21 protein-coding genes are annotated in these 24,296 nt (G+C 64.6%); 12 read left to right on the forward strand and 9 right to left on the reverse strand.

Annotation, left to right across the window (positions count from 1 at the left end):
* Positions 1-11: 11 nt before the first annotated feature.
* The 4 genes from ACQR13_RS21390 to ACQR13_RS21405 all read left to right on the forward strand — a co-directional run bounded on the left by ACQR13_RS21390 (position 12) and on the right by ACQR13_RS21405 (position 5,448).
* On the forward strand, positions 12-1,382 hold the full coding sequence (locus ACQR13_RS21390) for a sigma-54-dependent transcriptional regulator (protein ID WP_434841052.1): 1,371 nt from the start codon (positions 12-14) through the stop codon (positions 1,380-1,382).
* Positions 1,383-1,651: 269 nt separating this feature from the next.
* Positions 1,652-1,900, forward strand: coding sequence for an RNA chaperone Hfq (hfq, locus tag ACQR13_RS21395; RefSeq protein WP_006613906.1), 249 nt, complete (start codon positions 1,652-1,654; stop codon positions 1,898-1,900).
* A gap of 27 nt (positions 1,901-1,927) precedes the next feature.
* Positions 1,928-3,307: a GTPase HflX gene (gene hflX / locus ACQR13_RS21400; RefSeq protein ID WP_315711897.1), complete on the forward strand. Its 1,380-nt coding sequence runs from the start codon at positions 1,928-1,930 to the stop codon at positions 3,305-3,307.
* 473 nt (positions 3,308-3,780) lie between these two features.
* A complete protein-coding gene (locus tag ACQR13_RS21405) occupies positions 3,781-5,448 on the forward strand; it encodes an HNH endonuclease signature motif containing protein (protein ID WP_434841051.1) in 1,668 nt (555 codons plus the stop codon).
* A 367-nt stretch (positions 5,449-5,815) separates the two neighbouring features.
* On the opposite strand, the gene ACQR13_RS21410 is transcribed toward ACQR13_RS21405, so the two are convergent.
* The 3 genes from ACQR13_RS21410 to ACQR13_RS21420 are packed head-to-tail and all read right to left on the reverse strand — an operon-like array spanning position 5,816 to position 10,648.
* Positions 5,816-7,549: a thiamine pyrophosphate-requiring protein gene (locus ACQR13_RS21410; protein ID WP_434841050.1), complete on the reverse strand. Its 1,734-nt coding sequence runs from the start codon at positions 7,547-7,549 to the stop codon at positions 5,816-5,818.
* Positions 7,550-7,565: 16 nt separating this feature from the next.
* Entirely contained in the window at positions 7,566-9,251 is a 1,686-nt protein-coding gene (locus ACQR13_RS21415; RefSeq protein ID WP_315751539.1) for an FAD-dependent oxidoreductase, read from the reverse strand.
* Positions 9,252-9,274: 23 nt separating this feature from the next.
* Positions 9,275-10,648 (reverse strand): MFS transporter, encoded by a 1,374-nt coding sequence (locus ACQR13_RS21420; RefSeq protein ID WP_434863204.1) that lies wholly within the window; start codon positions 10,646-10,648, stop codon positions 9,275-9,277.
* Positions 10,649-10,777: 129 nt separating this feature from the next.
* On the opposite strand from ACQR13_RS21420, the gene ACQR13_RS21425 reads away from it, so the two are divergent.
* Positions 10,778-11,680: a LysR family transcriptional regulator gene (locus ACQR13_RS21425; protein WP_434863205.1), complete on the forward strand. Its 903-nt coding sequence runs from the start codon at positions 10,778-10,780 to the stop codon at positions 11,678-11,680.
* Between the two features lie 23 nt (positions 11,681-11,703).
* On the opposite strand, the gene mazG is transcribed toward ACQR13_RS21425, so the two are convergent.
* Positions 11,704-12,522, reverse strand: coding sequence for a nucleoside triphosphate pyrophosphohydrolase (gene mazG / locus ACQR13_RS21430; protein ID WP_315751542.1), 819 nt, complete (start codon positions 12,520-12,522; stop codon positions 11,704-11,706).
* Between the two features lie 134 nt (positions 12,523-12,656).
* Between mazG and queC the strand changes: the two genes are divergently transcribed.
* Positions 12,657-13,373, forward strand: coding sequence for a 7-cyano-7-deazaguanine synthase QueC (gene queC, locus ACQR13_RS21435; RefSeq protein ID WP_434863206.1), 717 nt, complete (start codon positions 12,657-12,659; stop codon positions 13,371-13,373).
* 52 nt (positions 13,374-13,425) lie between these two features.
* Here queC and ACQR13_RS21440 read toward each other — a convergent pair whose 3' ends face one another.
* From ACQR13_RS21440 to nthA, 4 genes are all read right to left on the reverse strand, one after another.
* On the reverse strand, positions 13,426-14,196 hold the full coding sequence (locus ACQR13_RS21440) for a hypothetical protein (protein WP_434863207.1): 771 nt from the start codon (positions 14,194-14,196) through the stop codon (positions 13,426-13,428).
* 182 nt (positions 14,197-14,378) lie between these two features.
* Positions 14,379-14,765, reverse strand: coding sequence for a nitrile hydratase accessory protein (locus ACQR13_RS21445; RefSeq protein ID WP_434863208.1), 387 nt, complete (start codon positions 14,763-14,765; stop codon positions 14,379-14,381).
* On the reverse strand, positions 14,762-15,424 hold the full coding sequence (gene nthB / locus ACQR13_RS21450; RefSeq protein ID WP_315751546.1) for a nitrile hydratase subunit beta: 663 nt from the start codon (positions 15,422-15,424) through the stop codon (positions 14,762-14,764). The genes ACQR13_RS21445 and nthB overlap by 4 nt, the downstream gene beginning before the upstream one ends.
* Positions 15,424-16,059 (reverse strand): nitrile hydratase subunit alpha, encoded by a 636-nt coding sequence (gene nthA / locus ACQR13_RS21455; RefSeq protein ID WP_315827603.1) that lies wholly within the window; start codon positions 16,057-16,059, stop codon positions 15,424-15,426. The genes nthB and nthA overlap by 1 nt, the downstream gene beginning before the upstream one ends.
* Positions 16,060-16,337: 278 nt before the next feature.
* On the opposite strand from nthA, the gene ACQR13_RS21460 reads away from it, so the two are divergent.
* Positions 16,338-17,798 carry a GH1 family beta-glucosidase gene (locus tag ACQR13_RS21460; RefSeq protein ID WP_434863209.1) on the forward strand — a complete coding sequence of 487 codons (1,461 nt, stop codon included), beginning with the start codon at positions 16,338-16,340 and terminating at the stop codon, positions 17,796-17,798.
* A 242-nt stretch (positions 17,799-18,040) separates the two neighbouring features.
* Entirely contained in the window at positions 18,041-18,982 is a 942-nt protein-coding gene (locus tag ACQR13_RS21465) for a hypothetical protein (protein WP_434863210.1), read from the forward strand.
* A gap of 80 nt (positions 18,983-19,062) precedes the next feature.
* On the opposite strand, the gene ACQR13_RS21470 is transcribed toward ACQR13_RS21465, so the two are convergent.
* Positions 19,063-19,884, reverse strand: a complete 822-nt coding sequence (locus ACQR13_RS21470) for a hypothetical protein (RefSeq protein ID WP_315711919.1) — start codon at positions 19,882-19,884, stop codon at positions 19,063-19,065.
* Between the two features lie 322 nt (positions 19,885-20,206).
* Here ACQR13_RS21470 and ACQR13_RS21475 point away from each other — a divergent pair, with 322 nt between their 5' ends.
* The 4 genes from ACQR13_RS21475 (at position 20,207) to ACQR13_RS21490 (ending at position 24,294) form a co-directional block, all read left to right on the forward strand.
* A complete protein-coding gene (locus tag ACQR13_RS21475) occupies positions 20,207-21,061 on the forward strand; it encodes a DUF2167 domain-containing protein (protein ID WP_315711920.1) in 855 nt (284 codons plus the stop codon).
* Positions 21,058-21,783, forward strand: coding sequence for a site-2 protease family protein (locus ACQR13_RS21480; protein WP_434863211.1), 726 nt, complete (start codon positions 21,058-21,060; stop codon positions 21,781-21,783). Before ACQR13_RS21475 ends, ACQR13_RS21480 begins: the two co-directional genes overlap by 4 nt.
* 327 nt (positions 21,784-22,110) lie before the next feature.
* Entirely contained in the window at positions 22,111-23,343 is a 1,233-nt protein-coding gene (locus ACQR13_RS21485) for an ABC transporter substrate-binding protein (RefSeq protein WP_434863212.1), read from the forward strand.
* 75 nt (positions 23,344-23,418) lie between these two features.
* Positions 23,419-24,294 (forward strand): branched-chain amino acid ABC transporter permease, encoded by an 876-nt coding sequence (locus tag ACQR13_RS21490; RefSeq protein WP_316167986.1) that lies wholly within the window; start codon positions 23,419-23,421, stop codon positions 24,292-24,294.
* The last annotated feature ends 2 nt before the right edge of the window (positions 24,295-24,296 follow it).

Genomic DNA, 24,296 nt, shown 5'->3' on the forward strand with positions numbered 1-24,296 from the left:
AGGCGTGACCCATGGCGAGTGATATTCTGATTGTCGACGATGAAGCCGATATCCGGGAGCTGGTCGCCGGCATCCTGGATGACGAAGGCTTCACGACGCGAACCGCGCGCGACAGCGATTCGGCGCTCGCGGAGATCACGAGCCGCCGTCCCAACCTGGTGTTCCTGGACATCTGGCTGCAGGGCTCCAAGCTCGACGGTCTGCAGCTCCTCGAGCAGATCAAGAAGGACCATCCCGACCTTCCGGTCGTGATGATCTCCGGCCACGGCAACATCGAAACGGCGGTCGCCGCGATCAAGCGCGGCGCCTATGACTTCATCGAGAAGCCGTTCAAGTCCGACCGGCTGATTCTGGTGGCGACGCGTGCGCTGGAGAATTCCCGGCTCAAGCGCGAGGTGCGCGAGCTCAAGCAGCTGGCGCCGACCGCGAGCAGCATGACCGGCCGCTCGCCATCGATGAACCAGTTGCGCCAGACCATCGAGCGCGCCGCCAAGGCCAACAGCCGCATCCTGATCGTCGGCCCTCCCGGCTCGGGCAAGGAGCTCGCCGCGCGTTCGCTGCACGCTCAGTCGCCGCGCTCCGAGGGCCCGTTCGTCGTCATCAACGCCGCCGCGATCACGCCGGAGCGGATGGAGGAGGAGCTGTTCGGCATCGAGCAGTCCAATGGCGAGCAGGCGCGCAAGACCGGCGCGCTCGAAGAGGCCCACGGCGGCACGCTGTTCGTCGACGAGATCGCCGACATGCCGCGCGAGACGCAGAACAAGATCCTGCGCGTGCTGGTTGATCAGACGTTCCAGCGCGCCGGCGGCACCACCAAGGTGCACGTCGACGTGCGCATCATCTCCTCGACCGCACGGAATCTCGAGGAGGAGATTGCCACCGGCCGTTTCCGCGAGGATCTCTATCACCGTCTGTCGGTGGTGCCGATCAGGGTTCCGCCCCTATCGGAGCGCCGCGAGGACATTCCGGAGCTGATCGACTATTTCATGGAGCAGATTTCGGCCACGACCGGCCTGCCGAAGCGGCAGATCGGCCAGGACGCCATGGCCGTGCTGCAGTCGCATGTGTGGCCCGGCAACGTCCGTCAGCTTCGCAACAACGTCGAGCGGGTCATGATTCTGGCCGCCGGCGGACCGGAGGTGATCATCACCGCCGACATGCTGCCGCCGGATGTGGGATCGATGGTGCCGGCGATGCCGACCAGCAACAATGGCGAGCACATCATGGGACTGCCGTTGCGCGAGGCACGCGAGGTGTTCGAGCGCGACTATCTCATCGCCCAGATCAGCCGCTTCTCCGGCAACATCTCGCGCACGGCCGAGTTCGTGGGCATGGAGCGGTCCGCCCTGCATCGCAAGCTGAAGGCGCTCGGCGTCGGCTGAGGCTCCAGCTCGGCCAAACTTGCCGACTGGACGAATTTACATTGGAAAATTCGTCCATTTCCGGAATTTTACGGATGAATCCGGTTCTTTTGGAACCGGCCTCCTTGCAAGCGGCTTGCCTAATATGCTCGCCTGTCTTCTAATCCGGCATCCCATGGTCCCTCGAGGGGGATCTCAATGGACCATGGGTCACCTCGATGAATCCGGGGCCTGCGATCGGGTCATCGAAGGTTCAATAAGAAAAAGCACAAGACTGCGAGATAACAACAATGGCGGCCGACCGCGCACAAAACCTACAAGACACCTTTCTCAACCATGTCCGCAAGACCAAGACGCCGCTCACGATCTTCCTGGTCAATGGCGTGAAACTGCAGGGGATTGTCACATGGTTCGACAATTTCTGCCTGCTGCTCCGGCGCGACGGTCACTCGCAGCTCGTCTACAAGCATGCGATCTCCACCATCATGCCGGGCGCGCCGATCCAGTTGTTCGAGGGCGGCGAGGACGCGTCTGCGTGAGTGTGACCTGACGTGAGAGTGACCTGATTGGAACCCCGCGATCGCGAAGGGACCATCGGCCTGTCGAGGCCGGATGACAACAAGGGGACCGGGCTCGTCATCGTGGTCGGCCCCTACTTGCGAGCGCGCCGCGGCGACGATGGCGCGCAAGCAGGCCAATCCGACATGCGTGATTTCGAGGCACGGATCGACGAGGCGGCGGGCCTCGCGCGGGCCATCGACCTGACGGTGGCCGAGGCCATTCTCGCGCCGATCGGGCAAATCCGCCCTGCGACCTATCTCGGCAAGGGCAAGGTCGAAGAGATTGCCGGCGTGATCGCCGGCCATGGCGTCGAGCTGGTGGTGATGGATTGCGCGCTCTCGCCGATCCAGCAGCGAAACCTCGAGAAGGCCTGGAACACCAAGGTGCTCGACCGCACCGGCTTGATCCTGGAGATCTTCGGCCGCCGCGCCAAGACGAAGGAGGGCGCGCTGCAGGTGGAGCTCGCGCATCTCAACTATCAGCGCAGCCGTCTGGTGCGGTCCTGGACCCATCTCGAACGCCAGCGCGGCGGCTTCGGCTTCATGGGCGGTCCCGGCGAGACCCAGATCGAGGCCGACCGCCGCCTGATCGGCGACCGCATCACGCGGCTCGAGAACGAGCTGAAGAAGGTCCAGGCGACGCGGCGGCTGCATCGCGCCGGACGCCAGCGCGTGCCGTATCGCGTCGTGGCGCTGGTCGGCTACACCAATGCCGGCAAGTCGACGCTGTTCAATCGCCTGACGCGCGCCGACGTCCAGGCCGCCGACATGCTGTTCGCGACGCTTGATCCGACCTTGCGCGCGATCACGCTGCCGCATGGCGGCAAGGCGATGCTGTCGGACACCGTGGGCTTCATCTCCAACCTGCCGACGCAGCTCGTCGCCGCCTTCCGCGCCACGCTCGAGGAGGTGCTGGAGGCCGACGTGATCCTGCACGTCCGCGACATGTCGCACGAGGATGCCGAGGCGCAGCAGCACGATGTCGAGCTGGTGCTCAGCCAGCTCGGCATCGATCCCGAGGCCACCGACACCATCATCGAGGTCTGGAACAAGATCGACCGTCTCGACCAGGCAGCGCGCGAGAACCTCGCCAACATCGCCGGGCGTCGGCCGCCGGAGCGGCCATGCCTGCTGGTCTCGGCCCAGACCGGGGACGGCGTCGACGCGCTCCTGCAGACGATCGAGGACCGTCTCGCGGCGGCGCGGACCACGCTCGATCTCACCATCGACGCGGCCGACGGCGCCGGCATCTCCTGGCTGCATCGCAACGCCGAGGTGCTGGCCAAGGAGCTGAACGAAGGCCGCTACGACATGACCGTGCGCGTCGACGCCACCAAGCGCGACATCGTGGTCGAGCGCTATCACGGCGTGCCGCGGGTGGCGTGAAACAGTAAAGGTACCCGACCACTATCGATTGCCCCGCGATCGAGCGGCAATCATCCAAATCAGCTGATTTGAGCGCTTATTCTCTATATTCTTTGAGCGTCTCCGGCGGTCGCCTAGTAAGCCACATCAGCATCATCGCGCAGCAGAATCAAACGGATGCAGCCGATTGAACGGCTCTCACAGCCATCTCCGCTCATAGACGCAGATGACTTTACACATGGAAAACTTACAACTAAAACGTGTTAATTCTCAATATTGCCTTGTATCAAGAGCTGCCAACAGCCACGCCGTTCAGAAGCGCCTTTTGTCTAAATCAGATTATTTTGTCGAGCGACATGCGGGTTGCGCGTATGGCCTCAAGAGAAAAAATCCGACAGAGTGTCCGAACCTCGATCTTTATGAGATCGATTGGCCGCTGTGAGTACGGGGCTTGTGGGGAAATCGCAGCAAGATGGTCCAATGGGCACATCGAGATGATCGGCGAGCTCTGTCACATCCTGCCGGTGAATGAGGGTAGTCGATCCGAATTCAAAGCGTCGTTTCCGCACGTCGATCTCGATTCTGAGAACAACTTGATGCTGCTTTGCCGAAAGCACCATCACCTGATCGATCAAGAGAAGCCGAGCGAATACCCGCCGGCGATTCTTTTCCAGATGGTCATTAACAAGGCTCGTCACGTCGCCAGATTCGTGGACGACTTGTTTCAGAGTAGTCCATTTAGGTTCGACCACCACGAGTTGGCGCAAGATGTCAGGGTCGGTCGAATATATGACCTGATGAATGAGGCGACCCTGAGTGGACCAAAAGAGGGGCGCAGTCTTCTCCGGCAGGCAGAGCGTGTCCTGGGCGACATTGCGCTCAATCCCTTGGTTGAAACTGCCGTGCAATGGGTGGAGCTGGCGCGACTTGAGCTCAAAACTACGTCGTTGGAGAACGACTATTCCTCGTCTCGATGGGAGAAGGGGCTGCAGGCGAGCATCGCTATACTGAAAACGATAGTGGACCCGCGAAAAGTGCCCGTCGCGGTTTCGCTTATGCTGCTTTTCTTAAGGGATGAATACGGTGTATTCGATGCACAGAAAAAGCTAACGCTGGCGAAGTCGCTGAACGACAAGCTCGATTCCGTTAGTAGTTCAGCTGACGATCGTGACGCGTTGGCTTATAGTTTAATTGTAAAGTCATCCGTGGTCAGGTGGCGAGGTCGCTTGCAGCGACTTCAATCACACCAAGAACGCTCGTTCAGCGAAGCTGAACGCTGCGCGAAACGCAGCCTTTCTCTCGTTAGATCCTCGTCGGCGTTGCTGCAGTCTTTGCTCGTGGAATACTCGAAAGCAAGATTGCTCCCCCTGAGGTCGGTCGCGGAGTACGATGAACGAATAGCCGCTATAGGCCAAACCTTAGAGAGCCCCGAGCTTTTAGAGTACGGCGCGGCTGCGAAATATCGTCCAATCTTCTATCGACAAACATTTCAATATACCAAGTCGATAGACGCATTTTGGACGGGCATCGATTTCGGATTTCGTCCTGCGTTGAGCCGTGTGGCACACGTCATAGGCGAGGCTTCGACTGCTGCATATTCGCAAGATCGAAGCAGAGGATTGACAATTGTGAATGATGCACTCTCGTTTCTTTCGGAGGCATTGCGTCAGGGCTTCGATCATGCCCACAATTTCAAGGCTTGGATTGCTTGCAGTTCCATTGTGGATGAAAAGTGGTTCGATATTAATCTGTTATCCAAGTTTGAGACGGATCTCGAAGCTCCGAACCAACTCGCGAACATCTTGACGGATGCGCGGCGGCGCTTTTTTGGACAAGACGCATTCGGCCACGACGTGCTCTTCGGTGTCGATGAAGCAGAGTTCTGGACGATGCTAGGCACCTTAACTGCTCGTTGTAGATCTGATCTGGATCTCGCAATGCGGTTTTTCGAACGCGCCAGTCGCTATGGAGGGCATAGGTTTCCGATACATGCTGCACGTGTGCGGGCCTGCTTGCACGTGAAGCGTCTGGAGGAAGCGCGGGCGCACCTGCTTAGGGCCCGGAGCGTGGCAAGCGCGCGATATGGGAGCGCAATCGCTGATCTAGAGGCGTCCCTAGCCAGATTGGAAGATTCACCTGGTCTGTCTCGAAGCTCCGCATGATGCGTTTTATGCCTCGTGTCCAGTTGCTTTCTCCGTGTCGTTCCACAGCTGTCGACACCTTCAGGCAAGACCACGTCCAGAGTGGCCGCGCCCGCAGGGGCGAGTTCGATGTAGGCAAGGAGGTGTTGTAGATCGTCGTTGGCACCGCTCGACTGTCAAGAAGCGTGGCCTCGATCCCGCTGGGCTTCTCGCCAATCGTCACAGGTACCGCGCAGAAAGAGCGGTACGCGCTGATAGCGTCAAACGTGATGTCGTGGTGCAGCGGATTGTTGTTTGCTGCTGTGGGTAGGCCGCACTGGTCGTCTACATCTCTGCACAACTGACCGTCGCGCCGGATCAGACCGCCATTTGGTCGCGCTCGATCGAACTAAAGCGGCGTGATGTCGACGTGCAGCACTGCGGCGCGACCGCCATCGACGGCTGCGACGCAGCGTTCGATGGCTGCATCGAGCGCCTCGGGATCGTCGACCCGCTCGCCATGGGCGCCGAATGCGCAGGCGATGTCGGCGAGACGACGCTGCTCGTCCTGACGGCCGGTGCAGAGCCGGGAAAGAAATGAGTCGGTCTGCTGTGCCGCGCCGTCCGGATAGACGCGCTGAACCGATGCCTTCACCGCCTGCCAGCCGTTATTGTCGAGGATCACGGTCAGGATCGGAAGCTGATATTGCTGCGCTACGGCGTAGACGGAATCCGGCGCGGCGAAATGATAGGCGCCGTCGCCGACGATCTGCACCACGCGCGCTGAGGGATTGGCGAGCTTGAGTCCGAGCGCCATGCCGCCGCTGAAGCCGAGGCCGCCGCCCGCCAGGCCCACATAGGTCATCGGCCTGGTGCGGCGAAGCTGCTGCTGCAGGACCGGCGCGTTGCGGACCGCCTCGTTGACAACGATGTCGTGCTCCGACAGATGCGCCTGCAGCCGCGCGAACAAATGGGCCGGGTTGATCGCGCCGATTGAGCCCTTCTGCGCGGCCGCCGACGTATGTCTCGCATGCGCGGCCTTGCGGGTTGGCTGCCAGCTCGCGATCCGGTCGCGCACCTTCCTCAAATATGTATCGTCGGCACGTGCGACGACGAGCTCCAGGACCTGCCGAAGAATGACGGCCGAATCGCCCTGAATGCGGAGGTCGGTGGCAAATCCCCACATCGGGATGTCCGCCTTCAGGGCGTCGATGTCGATCTGGATCCAGCGCAGCCGATCGGCCGCCTTCAGCATCTGCGGAATGAAGGGGACGTCGATGTCGATGAGCAGCCCGAGATCGGCGCCAGCAATAAGCGCGGCAGGATCGGCGCCCGCAAAGCAAGGGGAGTCCTGGCAGATGTTCATCGTGATGGGATTGAACTCGGCGACCCGGATTCCGCAGACCAGCGCCAGTCGCTCCAGCACAGAAACCGCCTCGGCACTGCGTCCGAGATATGCGGTCACCGCGATCGGATTGTCCGCCTTCATCAGCGCGTCCGCGATCGCCTGCGCGCGTTCCGGCTCGATGCCTCCCGCTTTGACGCTGCCATAGCGCGCGGCCGGGTAGGCCGGCATCGCCTGTTCGTCCCAGGTCTCGGCAAGGGTTTCTCGCGGCAGCATCATGTAGACCGGGCCGGGCGGATCGCTGTGCATGAACGCGGCAGCGCGGGCCACCGCCTCCTTGACGACGACGCCCGACGGCAGGGTGTATTCCCATTTGACATAGGGCCGCACGATGCTGCCCTGATCGAAGCTCTCCTGCACGAAGTGGACGTAGGTGTCACGTCCTCCCGGCAGCTCGCCATGCAGCGCGAACGGAGCCCGCCCAGCGAACAGCAGCACCGGCAGCCGGTAGCGAAAGGCGTTCTGAATGGCCATGCACGCGTTCGCCGTGCCGGCATCGACGTGGACGAACACGGCCTGACCGCGGCCGGTCGCGCTCGCATAGCCCATCGCCATGTGCACCGCGACCACCTCGTGGGGGCACAGGATCACCTCGGGGTGCCGTCGACCTTCGCTGTCCCAGCGTGCAAGTTCCTCGATCAGCGAGACATGATCGGTGCCGAGATTGGCAAAGATGTAGTCGATGCCGCTCTCGACGAGCGCCTCGAGGAAGTAGTGCGCGGTGGTGTGGCGTGTCATGGCGCGGTGGCGAGGATCAGGCGACGACGGCATTGTCACGGCGCACGGCCTCAGCCTGGGTTGTGAGGCCGCGCAGGCGGTCCAACAGGTCGTCGGGCTCCTGAGGTGCGGCCGCGCCGCGCCAGGCGATGTGCGAATCCGGTCGCACCACGAGCAGGCTGTCAGCGAAGTCGTAGCCGCCCTTGGCCCGGTCGACGTCGACGAGCGTCAAGGGAACGCCCTGGCGGGCTGCGGCCTCGACCAGCGCCTCGGCATTGATGGTTGGATCGAACCGGACCAGCGTATAGGCCGGGCCGAGCGCGTCGAGCAGCGAGCGGCCATCGGCGAGCCACACATGCGGGGAGCGTGCGCCCGGCACGGTCGACGCGGTGAAATGGCCCATGCCGTAGGGCGGCGGCGTCTCGCCATCGTACGAAATGGCCGGTGACCGGTCGTAGTAGTAGCCGAAGTTCAGGCCGGAGCAGCAATATTGCTGCACGTTGAGGTCGTAGGCGGCCTGTCCCACCTTGCGGCGCGCCTCATCGCCCACGGGGCCGTCCATTTCGACTTCGGCAGGCACGCTGCGTCGCTGGCTCATCACGGCGAGCGCATGGTTCATCGCGAAGTGCGACACCTGCTCGGTGATCGGCTGCCGCTCCGCCTCATAGGCGTCCAGCAGGGCAGGGGCAGCCCAGCCGTGCAGCACGCCGGCGAGCATCCAGCACAGGTCGACCGCATCGGCGATCCCGGCATTCATGCCGTAGCCCGCATAGGGAATCCACAGATGCGCCGCATCGCCACAGATGAAGGCACGGCGATCGCGAAAGCGATCCGCCACCAGGCGGCGTCCGATCCAGTCCTCCTTGCTGATGACCTCGTACTCGAAACGGTCGTCGACACCGAGAATGGTGCGCAACGCCCAATCGCGATCGACACTGTCGAATTCGACTTCCTCGGCCGCGAGGTGGTTGTGGATCAGCCAGTTGTCGCGGCCGTCGATGGAGACGGTGGTGCCGCAGCGCCGCGGGTTGAGCGACATCGTCATCCAGGCCGGCTTCTGGGTGATCAGGTCCTTCAGCGCAGGGGCATGGATGTAGGTCGACTGCACCCGCTGCACGACATCGGTGCCGCTGAGCCGCGCGCCGATCAGCTTGCGCACCGCGGAGCGGCCACCGTCGCAGCCAATCAGATAATCGGCCGAAATGGTGATGTCTCGGCCGGCGTCGAGATCGCGTGCCCGCGCGATCACGCCGTTTTCATCCTGGTCGAACCGATCGACCTCGACGCGGTTCAGGATCGTGATGCCGCGTTGCGCCTCGGCGCAAGCGAACAGGATGGGCTCGAGATAGATCTGGTTGATGCGATGGGGCGGCTCGGGCGTCGGCCAATCGGTGTCGGGTCCACCGGTCGCCGTATAGCGGTCCTTGCGGGACGGAATCGGGATGCGCGTCAGCTCGCGGCCGACGACCGTGGTGCGATAGGCGCAGTCGTTGGGAAAGTCGGCCGGCAGGCCGCCTTCGCGCACTTGTTGGACGATGCCAAGGCGGCGGAACACCTCCATCGAGCGCGCGGAGACGTGGTTGCATTTTACGTTGGGCGGCTCTCCGGCGCGCCTGATCTCCGCGACCACGACCTCGATGCCGCGCGAGGCGAGATCCATGGCGGCGGTCAGTCCGACCGGACCGGCGCCCACGATGAGCACCTGGGTTTGAATCGTCTTCATGTCAGCTCTCTTCTGCTCTGAACCTAGGCACGCTCGGCTGTCGAAAGCGCATCCCTCTGCGTGCCCTCGGCGGTCGGAAGACTGCCGCGCATGCCGAGGACGGCAAGGCCCAGGATCACCAGTGCCGAGAACAGCTGCGGCACCGCGCTGGCCTGAAACAGCGAGGACACGTCCCATTTCGCCGCGAGCATCAACCCGCCGATCGTGACGCCGAGGATCGAGCCGAAGCGGCCGATGCCCAGTGCCCAGCCGATGCCGGTGCCGCGGATGTAGGTCGGATAGATGCGCGCCGCGTAGGCGTTGCAGCCGATCTGTCCGCCGATCACCGCGACGCCGGCAATGAAGACGGCCGGCACGAGAACCGGCAACGAGGCTCCCGCGATACCGATGGTGATGATCGAGAGGAAGCCGGCAACGTAGGTCGCGAACAGGACGCGATCGAAGCCGAACTTTTCGATCAGCAGGCCGAGCCCGACGGTGCCAAGCATGCCGCCGAGCTGGAAGGCGATGCCGACGGCGATCGCCGCCTGGACGTCAAGCCCGACACCATGTGTGAGCGTCGGCAGCCAGCTGTTGAGGAAATAGATGTCCATCATGTTCATGAAGAACATCACCCACAGCAGCAGGGTCGGGAGCAGGCGCCGCTTGGTGAACAACTGCGGCAGCAGGAAGCCCTTGCCACTCTCCTCGATGATCGTAAAGCGCGCGTCGGCGGGGAGGCGGTCCGACGGATCGATCCGCCTCAGCAGCGCGCGCACGCGATCATTCTTGTTGTCGTCGAGAGCCAGCAGCGAGAGCGATTCCGGCAGCCAGATAATGAGAACCGGACAGAGGATGAGCGGCAGAATGCCGCCGATGAGAAAGATGATCTGCCAGCCATAGGCGGTGATGAGCTTCGCCGCGACCGCTCCGCCGATCGCCGATCCGAGCGACACCGTCATGAACATCAGCATGATCAACAGGGTCCTGCGACGCTGCGGCGAATATTCGCCGGTCAGAGCGATCGTGTTGGGCAGGACGCCGCCGAGCCCGAGGCCGGTGAGGAACCGAATGATGACGAGGTCGGATACGCTGGTGGCCTGGGTGGTCGCCAGCGATCCAAGCGCGAACACGAGAACCCCGGCGACGACGAGCCATTTGCGCCCGAGATAGTCGGCCAGCGCGCCGAACACCAGCGAGCCGATCATCACGCCGAACAGGGACGCACCGAACACGGGCCCCAACGCGCCCGGCGCCAGATGCAGGTCCTTGCTGAGGGCAGGGGCGACGAAGCCGAGCGCCTGGGCATCGAAGCCGTCGAGCCCGACGACCAGCGCGCACAGGCAGATCACCCTGATCTGGAAGCCCGACAGCGGCCGATCGTCGACGTAGCGCGTGAGATTGATCGCTTGCGTCAAATGTCCCTCCCCATGTGCTTGTTGTTGCCTGGCGCGCTTCGCAGCAGCCGCCGGCTGTTTGCAAATATGTTGCATGATCAAACTCTTTCGATTAGCCACAAAATTCTCATTCATTCATGAGGAAAGCTAATGCCCCCGACCTTGCGGCAATTGGAGGCCCTGGTCCTGGTGTATCGGCTCGGCAGCATCACCAGGGCGGCCGCCGAGCTGCGCGTCACGCAGTCGGCGATCAGCCTGCTGATCCGGCAGATCGAGGAGAACTTTCAGCTCAAGCTGTTCGATCGCACGACGCGGGCGCTGCACCCGACGGCGGCCTGCCGTGAGGCGATCACCGCCGCGGAACGCATCCTGGCGGGGACGCAGGGGCTGTCGCAGCGGATGCGCGACCTTGCCGAGATCAAGGCCGGCCGAATTTCCATCGCGGTCTCAGCGGGCGTCGCGTCGGCGCTGCTGCCACGCGTGTTTGCGACGTTTCGATCGCGCCATCCCGAGGTGAGGATCGATCTGCGTGATGTCGCGCCCGACGAACTCCTCGCGATCGTGATGGCCGGGCATGCGGAGTTCGGCCTCGGCAGCGTCGAGGACGACGGCGTGCCGGAGGTCCGGATTGACACCCTGATGCAAAGTCGGCTCTCGGCCATCGGCATCAAGGACGGTCGGTTCGAGAAGCACCGCCGTCTGACGTGGGACGGCATCATGGGCTCCGATCTGATCACGATGCGTCACGGCACGCGCATCCGCCGTCAGATCGACGAAGCGCTGGCGCAGACGGGGCGGGCGCTGAAGCCGGCGTGGGAGGTGTCGCTGATCACGACCGCGCTGGCGCTCACGGCGGAGGGCGCCGGCATCAGCATCCTGCCCGCGCACATGCTGCCGAAGGCACAATTTCCGACGCTTGCCGCGATCCCGCTGTCGCAGCCGACGATCCATCGGCATGTCTCGCTGTTGAGCCGCGCCGACTTTGGATTGTCGCCGGCCGCGCAGCGCTTCGTCGAGATCGCAAAGGCCGTGCTGTCGCGCAAGGGCGGCTGATCACGGCTTCGGAGACGGGGACGCTACTTCTCCAGTCGCTTCGCCTCGTTCCACAATTCGTCCATCTCGTCGAGCGACGCTTGTTCGAGTGTGCGGCCCTTGGCCGTCAGCGCCTGTTCGATGTGCGCGAAACGGCGCTCGAACTTGGCGTTGGTGCCCCGCAATGCGGTCTCCGGATCCACCTCGGCATGGCGGGCAAGATTGACCAGCGCGAACAGGAGATCGCCGGTCTCCTCGGTCAGCTCGGTCGCATCCTTGTTGTCGAGCGCGGCCTCGATCTCGTCGGCTTCCTCGCGGATCTTCTGCAACACCGCGCGCGGATCGTTCCAGTCGAAACCGACGGTCGCGGCCTTGCGCTGCAGCTCCATCGCGCGGACCAGCGCAGGCTGTCCGGCCTTGATGCCTGACAGCAGCGAGGACTTGCCCGTCTGCGCCTCGGGCGGCCGCCGCGCGGCGCGCTCGGCCTTCTCCTCGGCCTTGATGCGGTCCCATGTGCCTTTGGTGGGCTGAGTGACGTTGCCGTCCTTGTCCGGGAACACATGCGGATGACGGCGGATCATCTTCTTCGTGATGCCCTCGACGACGTCGCCGAATGCAAACGCGCCTTGTTCTTCGGCGATGCGGGCGTGATAGACCACCTGCAGCAGGAGATCGCCGAGCTCCTCGCGCAGATCGTCGAGATCGTCGCGCGTGATCGCATCGGCCACCTCATAAGCTTCCTCGATGGTGTAGGGCGCGATGGTCCGGAACGTCTGCTCGATATCCCACGGGCAGCCGGTGACCGGCGTGCGCAGCGCCGCCATGATCTCGATCAGGCGTGAGATGTCGCGGGAGGGGATCATGGGCAGGTCCTGACAGCATCGTTCGATCGTGTCCTGTATGCCCCAAGCCGCGCGCGGCTCCCAGCAAAAAGGGCGATTACGCGGGATCGCTCCGCGGGTTGGCCCGACCCGTCGATGATGCTAAGCGGGGGGCCATGAGTGAGCAGGACACGACAGCCCTGGTGCTGTTCTCGGGCGGGCAGGATTCCACGACGTGCCTGGCCTGGGCGCTCGACCGCTTCGCGCGCGTCGAGACGATCGGATTCGCCTACGGCCAGCGCCATGCGATCGAGCTCGCCTGCCGCGACCGGCTGGTCGAGGGCATCGCGCGCCTGCGTCCCGACTGGGCGGCCAAGCTCGGCGACAGCCACACGCTGGACATTCCAACGCTGGCTGCGATCTCCGAGACGGCGCTGACGCGCGACGTCGCGATCGAGATGGGCGCTGACGGCCTGCCCAACACCTTCGTGCCGGGCCGCAATCTGGTGTTCCTGACCTTTGCGGCGGCGCTCGCCTATCGCCGCGGCATCCGCCACATCGTCGGCGGCATGTGCGAGACGGACTATTCGGGCTATCCTGACTGCCGCGACGAAACCATCAAGGCGCTGCAGAGCGCGCTGAGCCTGGGCATGGCGCGCGCGTTCGAGCTGCACACGCCGCTGATGTGGCTGTCGAAGGCCGCGACCTGGCAGTTGGCGCATGACCTCGGCGGCGCCGGCCTCGTCGACCTGATCCGCGACCGGTCGCACACCTGTTATCTCGGCGAGCGCGGCGCGCGGCACGATTGGGGGCATGGCTGCGGACAGTGTCCCGCCTGCGAGCTGCGCGCCAAAGGATGGCGCGAATACATCGCGGCGGGCGGGCCATCCTGAATCGGAAGCGGGGCCCTCGGGCCCCGCGGAGAGTTGCGCGACAGACGAGCGCTCAGGCGGCTTCGTTGTCCGACGGCTCACGCTGGCTGACGATGACGAGATCCGCATCGGCGAGGTCGTGGCCGTCATCGGCCTCATTGGCTGCGGCGGAGGCCGCCTGCGCGACGAGGCGCGCAGTGATGTCGTGACTGGCGTCCCTGCCGCTCTTCTCCCAGGCAGGCGCGTTCAGCACCACGATGTCGTCGTCGTGGGCGGCACCGTCGTGATCGGCGGGCACGATCGACGGCGACTTCGCCGGCTTGTCGACGATACGCAGGGTCGGGGCCTCGGCCTCGACCGGCTCCGCTGCGGCCGGTTCGTCCTCGGCCATTTCTGCCTGCTCCGGCGCCGGGTCCACGGCCTCTTCGGCGGGAGCATCCGTGTCGGCGCTCGCAGCGCTGGCCACCGCCTCGGCGGCTTCGGCGGGCTGTTCGGCGGCCGCGGCAAGGCTCTCTGTGGCCGCGGCATCATCATGCGGCGCGAGGCCGAGATGCTGCGAGATCTCCTTGATCACGCGGTCGATCGCCACCAGCACGCGATATTCCGGGATCGAGGCCATGTGCTGCTCGAACCGGTTGCGCGCATATTGCAGCGAGTCGATCACGTCGGTGGCGATGGAGGAGCCCGACGCTTCGGTGCCGTGCAGGGCTCCGGCGGCCTTCTCGGTCGAGCTCTCGATCAGCAGGAAGGCCTCGTATTGCGGAATCGATTTGAGCTTCTCGTGATAGTCCTGACGCACGCCGGCGAGCGTGTCGACGATGGTGGCGAACTCTGGCGCGGGCATTTCAACGTCCCCTCAACTTCAGCAAAGAAGATGCGGGACGCTACGGATGCACTGATGAATGTTCAATTTCGAACGAATACGGCTGTTCGCGGCATGAATAGCCGGCCGTTAAGACCGCACCATCAAAAGCAGGATCGCCCGCTCACCGGGCATTAAGCATCCTCGCGACGCTTGCGAAACGCTCAGCCGGCAAAATCCTCGGGCCGGAGCTCGATGGGCTTGCCATGTGGGGTGCGATCGGCCGCGTGATCCCAGGCGTCGCGGTAGCGCGCGAGCGCATCGGCGGAGGTGACGCCCTTCTCGGCGACCAGACGTTCGAGCGTCGCCAGCCAGTGTCGATAATACGTATCGCCGCAATCGGCGTCGCCGGCCGCTTGCGCGCGTGAAATCTCCTCCGCGAGCGCGGCGGCCCATTCGGGCCAGGTGAACAGCCCGCGGGCGTGCAGCGTGACGGCCATCGCGAAGGCGTGCGCTTCCCACGGCTCGCGAAACACGGGCCCGCTGTCATCGACGGGAATGCCGGGCAGGGCGCGCGTCGCCGCGACCGCCGCCTCACGGTCCGGTTTCATCGGGCTGGCTCCAGATAGGGCTCGAAAGCGTCGACCGTAACCTCCAGCAGCGGATCGGGCGCATCGGCCCACAGCTCGGCACCGCTGAACGCCACCGTGTAGAGCCATTGCGGATCTTCGCCGCCGCCATGGGCGTTGCTGTCCGGAAACACGTGCATGCCTCTGACCGCCGCGACGCGGCCGAGATGGCCGCGCACGTAGCGCGGCAGCCGCGTGTGTGTCGACGGATTGATGTCCTTGGCCCGAACACTGTCGCCGACGGCGAACAGCGCCGGCTGCGTCGCCACGCGTTCGGTCGGGCCACCGCGACGCAGTGTCGGCGCGACGGCATCTGCAGTGAGGATCTTGGCGACGGGCTTGGCCGGATGCAGCACCTTGCCGGCGGCGATCTCATCGGCGTCGACCAGATGCCGCTCCTGCATCAGCCGTTCGAGGCCCGCGAGCCAGATCTGGTAGTAGCTCATGCCGAGGTAGTCGTCTGGGGGACGGTTCTCGCGCGCGAACCGCGACATGTCGATGTTCCAGCCGCCGGGGGTCGCCATCGCCAGCGTCATGGCGAACGCGCGGCGCTCCCATTCGGCGTGAAACACCGGCTCGTTCGGCTCGGGGCGGACCGGGCCGAAGCCGGCGACGCCGCCCATGTCATGCGCACCATCCATCAGCGGCCGACCTCGTGCGGTTGCTTCGGCAGGCCGGTGCCGATCATGCTGTCGCGCGTGACGAGCTCGGCGAGCCGCTCCGCGCTCCAGCCGTCGGTCCCCGCGGGACGCATCGGCAGCACGAAATAGCGGACCTCGGCCGTCGAATCCCACACCCGGATCTTCGTCGTCGGCGGCAAGTCGAAGCCGAAATCCTTCAGGACGCCGCGCGGATCCTTCACCGCCTTGGCGCGATAGGGCGCCGACTTGTACCAGACCGGCGGCAGGCCGAGCACGGGCCACGGATAGCAGGAGCACAGCGTGCACACGACCATGTTGTGCAGATCCGGCGTGTTCTCGACCGCCACGATGTGCTCGCCCTGGCGGCCGGCATAGCCGAGCTCACCGATCGCCGGCGTGGCGTCGGCAAGAAGGCGTGCCCGATAGGCCGGGTCGGTCCAGGCACGCGCCACGACCTGGGCGCCGTTGCGGGGACCGACTTTGCTCTCATAGGTCTCGATGAGCACGTCGAGCGCAGCGGGATCGATATATCCCTTCTCGGTCAGGATGCTTTCGAGCGCGCGGACCCGCAGATCGGTCTCGGACAGGTCCGAGTGATCGTGCGGATGGTCGTGATGGTGGTCGTGATCCGTCATGGCACAACCATAGGCGTAATCGGGCACCGCTGTCGAGCCGAGGACGTTACAAACCGACGGTGCGAGCAGTCGCGTTTCAACGCCGCCGCAGCCGTGCGGCGGTCACAATGCCGAGCGCGGCGCCGTCGGTCATTGACGCGCCGATTCCGGACGCAGATGTGATCGAGGCCGCTCCCTTGCCGCCACCTCGGACTGTTCAAATCGGAGCGCAGATATGGTTCGTGATGCTTTCGCCGTCCCGATCGGGCACGATAGCAACAGAGGTTTGAGGTTCATCAATGCCGAACGACGTCTCCCGCCGTGATCTTGCAAAGCTGGCCGGGCTGGCCGCCCTCGGGGCGGCCAATGGCCCGGCGCAAGCGGAGGAGGGCGCGGTGAAGGAGGATGCCGGGCGGCGGTTTCCCGCCGATTTCGTGTGGGGGACGGCGACGTCGTCGTACCAGATCGAGGGCGGAGCAACGGCCGATGGCCGTGGGCCGTCGATCTGGGACGTGTTCACGCATTTGCAGGGCAACATCGAGGACGGCAGCACCGGCGACGTCGCCTGCGATCACTACAACCGCTACAAGGACGACGTGCGGCTGATCAAGGAGCTCGGCTGCCGGGCCTATCGGTTCTCGATCGCCTGGCCCCGGCTGTTTCCCGACGGGGGGCTGACTCCCAATCCGAAGGGCCTCGACTTCTACAACCGCCTCGTCGACGAGCTCCTGGCCAACGGCATCACGCCGTACGCAACGCTGTATCATTGGGATCTGCCGCAGGCGCTGCAGGACCGCGTCGGCGGCTGGCTCTCGGTCGACACGGCCAGGGCCTTTGCGCACTATGCGGGCTACGTCGCCGAGCATCTCGGCGACCGTGTGAAGACCATCTTCACCATCAACGAATGCGGCCGCTTCGTTCCGTTCGGCTATGGCCTCGGCGTCGACGCGCCCGGACTGAAGCTGCCGCAGCAGCAGGTCAACCAGGCGCGCCATCACGTGGCGCTGGCGCACGGCCTCGCCGTCCAGGCCATCCGCTCCGGCGGGCGCGCCGGCATGCGCGTCGGCATGGCCGAGAACATCACGGCCTGCCTGCCGGCGATCGACACGCCGGAGAACATCCGCGCCGCCGAGATCGCGACGCGCGAATTGAATGCCGGCTTCCTCAACGTCATCCTCGAGGGGCGCTACACGGAGGGTTTCCTGGCGTGGTCCGGCAAGGATGCGCCGAAATTCACCGCCGACGAACTGAAGATCATTTCGGCGCCGGTCGATTTCGTCGGCCTCAACATCTACGCGCCGCAAGCCTATGTCGTCGCGTCGGACCGCGCGGCCGGATTCGACGTGCTGCCGATGCCGTCCTCGTTCCCGCACATGAGCTCACCCTGGCTGTTGCTCGGTCCGGAGACGGCCTATTGGGTGCCGAAGCTCGCCGCCAAGATCTGGAATCTCCAGACCATCTACATCACCGAGAACGGCACCTCCTCGGACGACAAGCTGACCGCCGATGGCAAGGTCCACGACCTCGACCGCGTGATGTATCTGCGCAACTATCTCGCCCAGCTGCAGCGCGCAACGTCCGAGGGGGTGCCCGTGAAGGGCTACTTCCTGTGGAGCCTGCTGGACAATTTCGAGTGGGTGTTCGGCTACAAGCAGCGCTTCGGCATCTATCACGTCGACTTCGACACCCAGGTGCGCACGCCCAAGCTCAGCGCGTCGTACTACCATCACGTGATAAGCCGGAACGCCGTGAGCGTGTGAAGCGCCGCGACGCCACCCGGGGTCCAGCCGGACGCAATCCGCGCCATTCAGGCGGCCGATGTGCCGTCGGCATCCGACGCACTGAGTGTCGGCGCGCCGGCCTTCACGCCGCGATTGCAAATCCATGATGCGGAAAGCACACCTCGTGCGACTCTTTTGCGCGCATGCCGTTTTCGTGGCGAAAGCTGGCTGCAGATGACGTAAACCGGCAATCTGCCGGCCCCTCAAGCGAGTTTTCCAGCATGCAAGTTTCCGTTGTTTGTCCGCCAGCCGTCCGCGCGGGCGTTCTGTTCTGCGTCCTCGGAGTGATCGCTGGCTCCAGCGCCTGGGCCCAGGGAGCCGCGAACGATGCGGCCAAGCCCGCCACGGAGCAGTCTGCCGCGCCGACGGCCGAAAAGCCCGTAGAGTCCGAGCCGAAACCCGCGGTTGCTGAAACCAGGCCCGCCGAGCAGCCCTCGGATGCCGCCGGCAAGCCTGCGGCCGAGCCCGAGAAGACGGCCGAGAAGCCCGGCGAGCCAGCCGCTGCGGACACCAAGCCCGTTCAGGCCACAGACAGCGCGAGCCAGCAGCCGGCGGACGAAGTATCAACCGAAAAAGCCGCGACGGATGCTGCGGCCGAGAGCAAGCCGGCCGAGGCCAAATCCGAGACCAAGGTCGAACCGAACTCCGGCACCGACGTCGGCCAGAAGCCGGCCGTGACCGAGTCGAAACCGGCAGAGCCCGCTCCGGCCGTTCAGCCCGCCGCCGTCGCCAAGGACGCGCCCGCACCGGAGAAAGCCGAAGAGAAGGCTGCGGAGAGCAAGCCCGCAGCCGCGGCGCCCGCCGAAAAGCCGGCTGCCGCCGCCGAGGTGAAGCCCGCGGTTGCGCCGGCCGAGCCCAAGACATCCGCGCCGCCGGCCGCAGCTTCTTCCGCGGCCACGCCGGGGAAGGCGGCTGCGAAGCAGGACACCGCGTCCCCGTCGGCCAAGCCCGGACGGCACGGCCACGCGCATGCCCAACATGCCGAGGACGACGCCAAGCCCGCCAAGCGCGAGCAACGCGTCCGCAAGCCCAAGAGCGAACAGAAGAGCGAAATGAAGCGGGAGGCGAAGAGGCGGGGTGTGAACTGCAAGAGCTTCCGCACCTATGACGCGGAGAAGGGCACCTACCGCGGCTACGACGGGCGCGTTCACACCTGCTCGTAAGAGGCAGATAAGGGGCCGATCGGCAAGCGCGCATCGGCGGCGGCCAAGACCGCCACCGGTGAGCACGGCCGATCACACCATCAACGCGGCATCGGCGGCTGAATGCCCGAGGTGTTGCGGGTAAAGAGTGTCCCGAACGTCGAGCCCTGCGGCTGCGCCGGCTGCGGCCGGGCCATTCCCGTGGTGGTCCGCTGCTGCGGCGTCACGATGATCTGCTGGGGCGGGCCTGGGGGCACCGTGCCGCGTGCCTGCACCGACTGGTTGGACATTCGTGACACCAGACGCATCAGCTGATCCTGGCCGGCTTGTAGCTGCTCGATGGCGCGGGTGTGATCGCGGCTGGCCTGATCCTGCGTCGACTTGATCTGTTCGATGCCCTGCTGCAGATCGGCGATGTCACGCGCCATCCTCTGCATCAACGTCGCGGGCTCGCGGGGGCCGGTGGTGTCTTCCGCTCCCCTCAGCGAGGCATTCGACATCATGGCATCCTCGCTACCCTGCTGGGCTGACGCCTCGTCCTGCGGAGCTTCGCTGGCGCCCGGCATCCAACGGTCCATCAGCGAGGTGCCGGCGTCGCGCTGCGACCAGGCGACCGAGCCACCGACCAGCACGACCAGCAGAGCGAGACCCACGGCGTTGCGCCCGCGCAGCCTGCCGAGCGGTGCCTTCATCCGCGCCCAGCGGCTGGCCCCGGCGTCTGCCGCCCCGCTCGTGCTCGCTGCCGCCGCGGCATCCGCCGCCACGCCGGGCCTCTCGATCGCCGCGAGCCGCGTATCGATTCGGGTCAGCACCTCACGCAGGACCCGCCGGTACAGTTGATCATAGCTTGTCTTCTCGGGCTTCCCAGGGGCGAGGCCGATCTCGCTCTGATCAATCTGTTGCACGTTCTGTGTGGACTGCATTGCTGATCCCCAAACCCTTGGCCCGCCGCCGACGCCGATGTTCTCTTTGAATTTTCAAACGTGACTCGACCCGCCGCTTTGGCCGAAAGCAAGACAGCGTCGTGACGAGGAGGGGGCCTTTTCGGACCATCTCTCCCTCGCTGCAGCGCCAGTCGATCGCTTCGAGAGGCCTGAATCGCCCTCTTGTTGCGCGCTGCCGAGCCTTCGAGGTACTATCCGACCGATGTTCTTGGGGGGATTGGGGCCGGTGCAAAGCTTGATTGTCATTGCGCGCGCAATGTTGTGCGCAGCGTTCGTCGTCCTGTCCGCTCACGCGCAGGCCGTGCCTCTGGATGAGGCCACGCGCAAGGCTGAACTGATGGCGGCCTGGCAGGCGGCGAGCCAAGCGGGCACCGACGGACCAAGCGACATCGTGCTGATCGACCAGGGCACGCTGAAGCTGCCGGCCGACTACTTCTACGTCCCGAAGAACGAAGGCCTGCGGGTCCTTCGCGCGCTCGGCAACGTCGTCAACGACGCGACCTTCGTCGGGCTGGTCGTCGGCAGACGCCAGAACGACGACTGGATGGTGGTGATCAAGCACATCAAGGAAGGCTACATCAAAGACGACGACGCCAAGAGCTGGAACGCGGACGATCTGCTGAGCAACCTTCGCGCCGGCGCCGACGAGGCGAACAAGGACCGTGCGGCGCGCGGATTTCCGGAAATGGCCGTGGTCGGCTGGGTCGAGCCGCCGGCCTACGACGCCACGACGCATCGTCTCGTCTGGTCGCTGCTCGCCAAGGAGAAGGGCCAGCCCGACGATGCGCCGAAGAACGTCAACTACAACACCTACGCACTCGGGCGTGACGGCTATTTCAGCCTGAACCTCCTGTCCGGCTCGGAGCGGATCGCGGGCGACAAGGCGGTGGCGCACGAGCTGCTGTCCGATCTCTCCTACAATGCCGGCAAGCGTTATGAGGACTTCAGCGCCAGCACGGATCGGATCGCCGAATATGGATTGCTGGCGCTGGTCGGCGGCGTTGCCGCGAAGAAGCTCGGGCTGCTGGCGCTGGCCGGTGCGTTCGTCCTGAAGTTCGCCAAGATCATCATCTTCGCCGTCGTCGGCGCCGGGGCCGCTGTCATGAACTTCCTGCGCCGCAAGCCGCGCGGCGACAACGCGGGCGGGCCGACGTGAAGGCTCTCCTGCTGATCCTGTTCTCCGGCCTGAAATGGGGGAAGCTCGCCATGAGCGGCGGCACGATGCTGCTGTCGCTGGTCGTCTATGCCGGCATCTGGGGCTGGCGCTATGCGGCCGGCTTCATTGCGCTCCTGTTTGCCCATGAGATGGGACACTACGTCGCCGCACGTCAGCGCGGCCTCGACGTCGGCGCTCCCGCCTTCATCCCGTTCGTCGGCGCCTGGATCGCGCTCAAGGAGCAGCCGGTCGACGTCGAGACGGAGGCCTATGTGGCACTCGCCGGTCCGCTAGTCGGGACCGCGGCCGCGCTTGCGGTCTATCTGTGGGCGCGATCGGACGACAGCAATCTGCTGCTTGCGATCGCCTATTTCGGCCTGTTCCTCAACCTGTTCAACCTGCTGCCGATCTCGCCGCTGGACGGCGGCCGCGTCACCAGCGTGCTGAGTCCGCGCATCTGGCTGCTTGGCGTTCCCATGCTGCTGGCCTTGATGCTCTATCGGCCGAGCCCGATGCTGATCATCATCGCCATCCTCGCAGCCCCGCAACTGATGAAGGCCTGGCGCTACGATCCCGGCGCGCCCGAGAACGTCGCCTATTATGGCACGACGCTGCAGACGAAGCTCGAATATGCCGGGACTTATCTCGCGCTCGCGGCGCTTCTCGCCGTCATGACCTACGACGTGCACGAGATGCTTGGGCACGTGCGTCAGTTTGGTTGAGTTGAGGTTGCCGCTTCAGTCGAGAAGCTTCATGTAGGTCAAAGGGCACCGTCTCGTCGTAAGGAATCGCCCCGTCGTAAGGGATCGCCTCGTCGTAAGGACGTGGCCCTCTTCAACTCGGAATAGCCGCTGCTGCAATGCAGCGGATATATTTGGGCGGCGCGCAGGAACCATGCAGTCCTGTAAGACATACCGTGAGCCATGAGCGCGGCGCGCTATCACAATGCGCTGAGCGCAGAGCACGTCTCGGATGTTCCCTTGCTCACTGGCATATGGGAGACCAAAGTCGAGCCTGCCCGTCAGAGGCATAAGGATTCGGGAGGTTTCATGATTTCGCTCAAGTCCATCTTGCTTGCGAGCTGCGCAACTGCGCTCGTCTCCTCGGCCGCCTCGGCCGCAGACCCGATCAGGATCGGTGTCATCTCCGAGGCACAGGCCGTCGCCGGCTCGTCGATCGCACCCGCAGCGCAATTGGCCGCCGAGGAGATCAACGCCAAGGGCGGCATCGACGGGCGCAAGATCGAGATCGTCGTCTACGACAATCACTCCTCCTCGGCGGAATCGGTGCGGGCCTTCCAGCGCGCCGTCAGCGAGGACAAGGTCAACGCGGTCATTGCGAGCTACATCTCCGAGGTCGTGCTGGCGCTGGAGCCGTGGGCAGGGCGCCTCAAGACGCTGATGATCACGCCCGGTGCAGCGTCCGACGTCATCACGCAGAACATCGCCAAGAACTACGACCAGCTCAAATACACCTTCCACGGCTATCTGACCTCGACCTCGTTGGCCGGCCTCGTCTGCGACGCGGCCAAGGACCTGCTGGTCGAGCCCTACAAGATGAAGACCGCGGTGATCATGAGCGAGGACGCGGCGTGGACGACGCCGCTCGACGCCGGCTACGAGAAATGCCTGCCGGAGATCGGGCTCAAGGTCGTCGACCACATCCGCATGTCGCCTGACACCACCGACTTCACGCCGATCTTCAACAAGATCGAGGGCCTGAAGCCGGACGTCATGATCACCGGCATCTCGCATGTCGGCACCCAGCCGACCGTGCAGTGGAAGAGCCAGCAGGTGCCGATCCCGATGTTCGGCATTTCCTCGCAGGCGACCAACTCGACCTTCTGGAAAGACACCAACGGCGCCGTCGAGGGCGTCATGTACAATGCCGTGTCGGGACCGGGCGTCGCGGTGACGCCGAAGACGCTGCCGTTCGTGGAGGCCTATCAGAAGAAGTTCGGAAACTTCCCGTCCTATGCCGGCTACACCTCCTATGACGACGTCTACATGATCGCGGATGCGATCCATCGGGCCGGCGGCACCGATCCCGACAAGATGGTCGAGGCGATGGAAGCGACCGACTATGTCGGGACGATCGGCCGCATCGCCTTCAAGCCGAAGGGCGACCCGAACCCGCACGCGCTGCGGACCGGAAAGGGCTACATCACCGGGCTGATGCTGCAATGGCAGAACGGCAAGCAGGTCAACGTCTGGCCCAAGGAGCTCGCCGCCGGCACCGCCACCTGGCCGTCCTTCATCAAGCTCAAGGCGGCCAGCAACTGACGCATCGCGGGCCGCTCCTTCAAGGAGCGGCCCATTTTCTTGGTGCCTCAGTCTGACGTTGCAGGTCGATTTTCAATGCTTTTCTGGCAGATCTTGATCGATGGCTTTGCCATCAGCGCGCTGTATGCCCTCGGCGCGACCGGCTTCACGCTGATCTTCGGTGTCTCGGGCGTGCTCAACCTTTCCCACGGCGCCATCATGGTCGGCGCCGCGGTTGCAGCCTGGGCTGCCGCCAGCGAATTCGGTGTCGGGCCCTACACCGGCGCGCTGATCGGAATCCTCGCCGGCTTCATTTTGGCCTTCGCCACCTACTTCATCGCCGTCAGGCCGATCCAGCGCTCCAAGGTGATTGCTGAATCGGAGAAGGAGATCTTCATCCTGACCGCGACGCTGCTGTGGGGCATCATCATCCAGGAGGCGATCGCATATTTCTTCACCAACAATGCCAAGACCGTGCTGCCGATCGTCGAGGGCGTCACCACGGTGTTCGGCGTGCGCACGCCACGCAACGAATACTTCACCGCCGTGATCTGCTGGGTCGCCATCGGGCTGTTGTGGTTCCTGGTCAACCGCACCAGGCGCGGCAAGGCTGTCATGGCGGCGTCGATGAATCCGCGCGGCGTCACCTTGCTGGGCATCGAACTATCGTCGATCTACCTCACCGTCTGGGCCATCTACGGCCTGCTGGCGGGGGTGGCCGGCATCCTGCTCGGCATGTTCTTGGGGGTCAGCTCCTACAGCGTCGGGCCGCTGACGGCGAGCGCGTTCTCGATCGTGGTGCTCGGCGGCCTCGGCAGCGTGTCGGGCTCCCTGATCGCGGCCTATGTGGTGGGCTATCTCGAGACCGGAACGGCCTATCTGATCTCGCCGGCCTACCGGACGATCCCGGCGCTGCTGCTGCTCGTCGTCGTCATGTATCTGCGCCCGCAAGGGCTGTTCGGACGGAGGTGAGC

This window comes from Bradyrhizobium sp. HKCCYLRH3059 (assembly GCF_051168035.1).
Taxonomy (GTDB): domain Bacteria; phylum Pseudomonadota; class Alphaproteobacteria; order Rhizobiales; family Xanthobacteraceae; genus Bradyrhizobium.

Coding starts and splice junctions, on each gene's coding strand:
- ACQR13_RS21390 (WP_434841052.1), top strand. CDS start 12: ATGGCGAGTGATATTCTGATTGTCGACGATGAAGCCGATATCCGGGAG.
- hfq (WP_006613906.1), top strand. CDS start 1,652: ATGGCGGCCGACCGCGCACAAAACCTACAAGACACCTTTCTCAACCAT.
- ACQR13_RS21405 (WP_434841051.1), top strand. CDS start 3,781: ATGATCGGCGAGCTCTGTCACATCCTGCCGGTGAATGAGGGTAGTCGA.
- ACQR13_RS21410 (WP_434841050.1), bottom strand. CDS start 7,549: ATGACACGCCACACCACCGCGCACTACTTCCTCGAGGCGCTCGTCGAG.
- ACQR13_RS21415 (WP_315751539.1), bottom strand. CDS start 9,251: ATGAAGACGATTCAAACCCAGGTGCTCATCGTGGGCGCCGGTCCGGTC.
- ACQR13_RS21425 (WP_434863205.1), top strand. CDS start 10,778: ATGCCCCCGACCTTGCGGCAATTGGAGGCCCTGGTCCTGGTGTATCGG.
- mazG (WP_315751542.1), bottom strand. CDS start 12,522: ATGATCCCCTCCCGCGACATCTCACGCCTGATCGAGATCATGGCGGCG.
- queC (WP_434863206.1), top strand. CDS start 12,657: ATGAGTGAGCAGGACACGACAGCCCTGGTGCTGTTCTCGGGCGGGCAG.
- ACQR13_RS21440 (WP_434863207.1), bottom strand. CDS start 14,196: ATGCCCGCGCCAGAGTTCGCCACCATCGTCGACACGCTCGCCGGCGTG.
- ACQR13_RS21445 (WP_434863208.1), bottom strand. CDS start 14,765: ATGAAACCGGACCGTGAGGCGGCGGTCGCGGCGACGCGCGCCCTGCCC.
- nthB (WP_315751546.1), bottom strand. CDS start 15,424: ATGGATGGTGCGCATGACATGGGCGGCGTCGCCGGCTTCGGCCCGGTC.
- nthA (WP_315827603.1), bottom strand. CDS start 16,059: ATGACGGATCACGACCACCATCACGACCATCCGCACGATCACTCGGAC.
- ACQR13_RS21460 (WP_434863209.1), top strand. CDS start 16,338: ATGCCGAACGACGTCTCCCGCCGTGATCTTGCAAAGCTGGCCGGGCTG.
- ACQR13_RS21465 (WP_434863210.1), top strand. CDS start 18,041: ATGCAAGTTTCCGTTGTTTGTCCGCCAGCCGTCCGCGCGGGCGTTCTG.
- ACQR13_RS21470 (WP_315711919.1), bottom strand. CDS start 19,884: ATGCAGTCCACACAGAACGTGCAACAGATTGATCAGAGCGAGATCGGC.
- ACQR13_RS21485 (WP_434863212.1), top strand. CDS start 22,111: ATGATTTCGCTCAAGTCCATCTTGCTTGCGAGCTGCGCAACTGCGCTC.
- ACQR13_RS21490 (WP_316167986.1), top strand. CDS start 23,419: ATGCTTTTCTGGCAGATCTTGATCGATGGCTTTGCCATCAGCGCGCTG.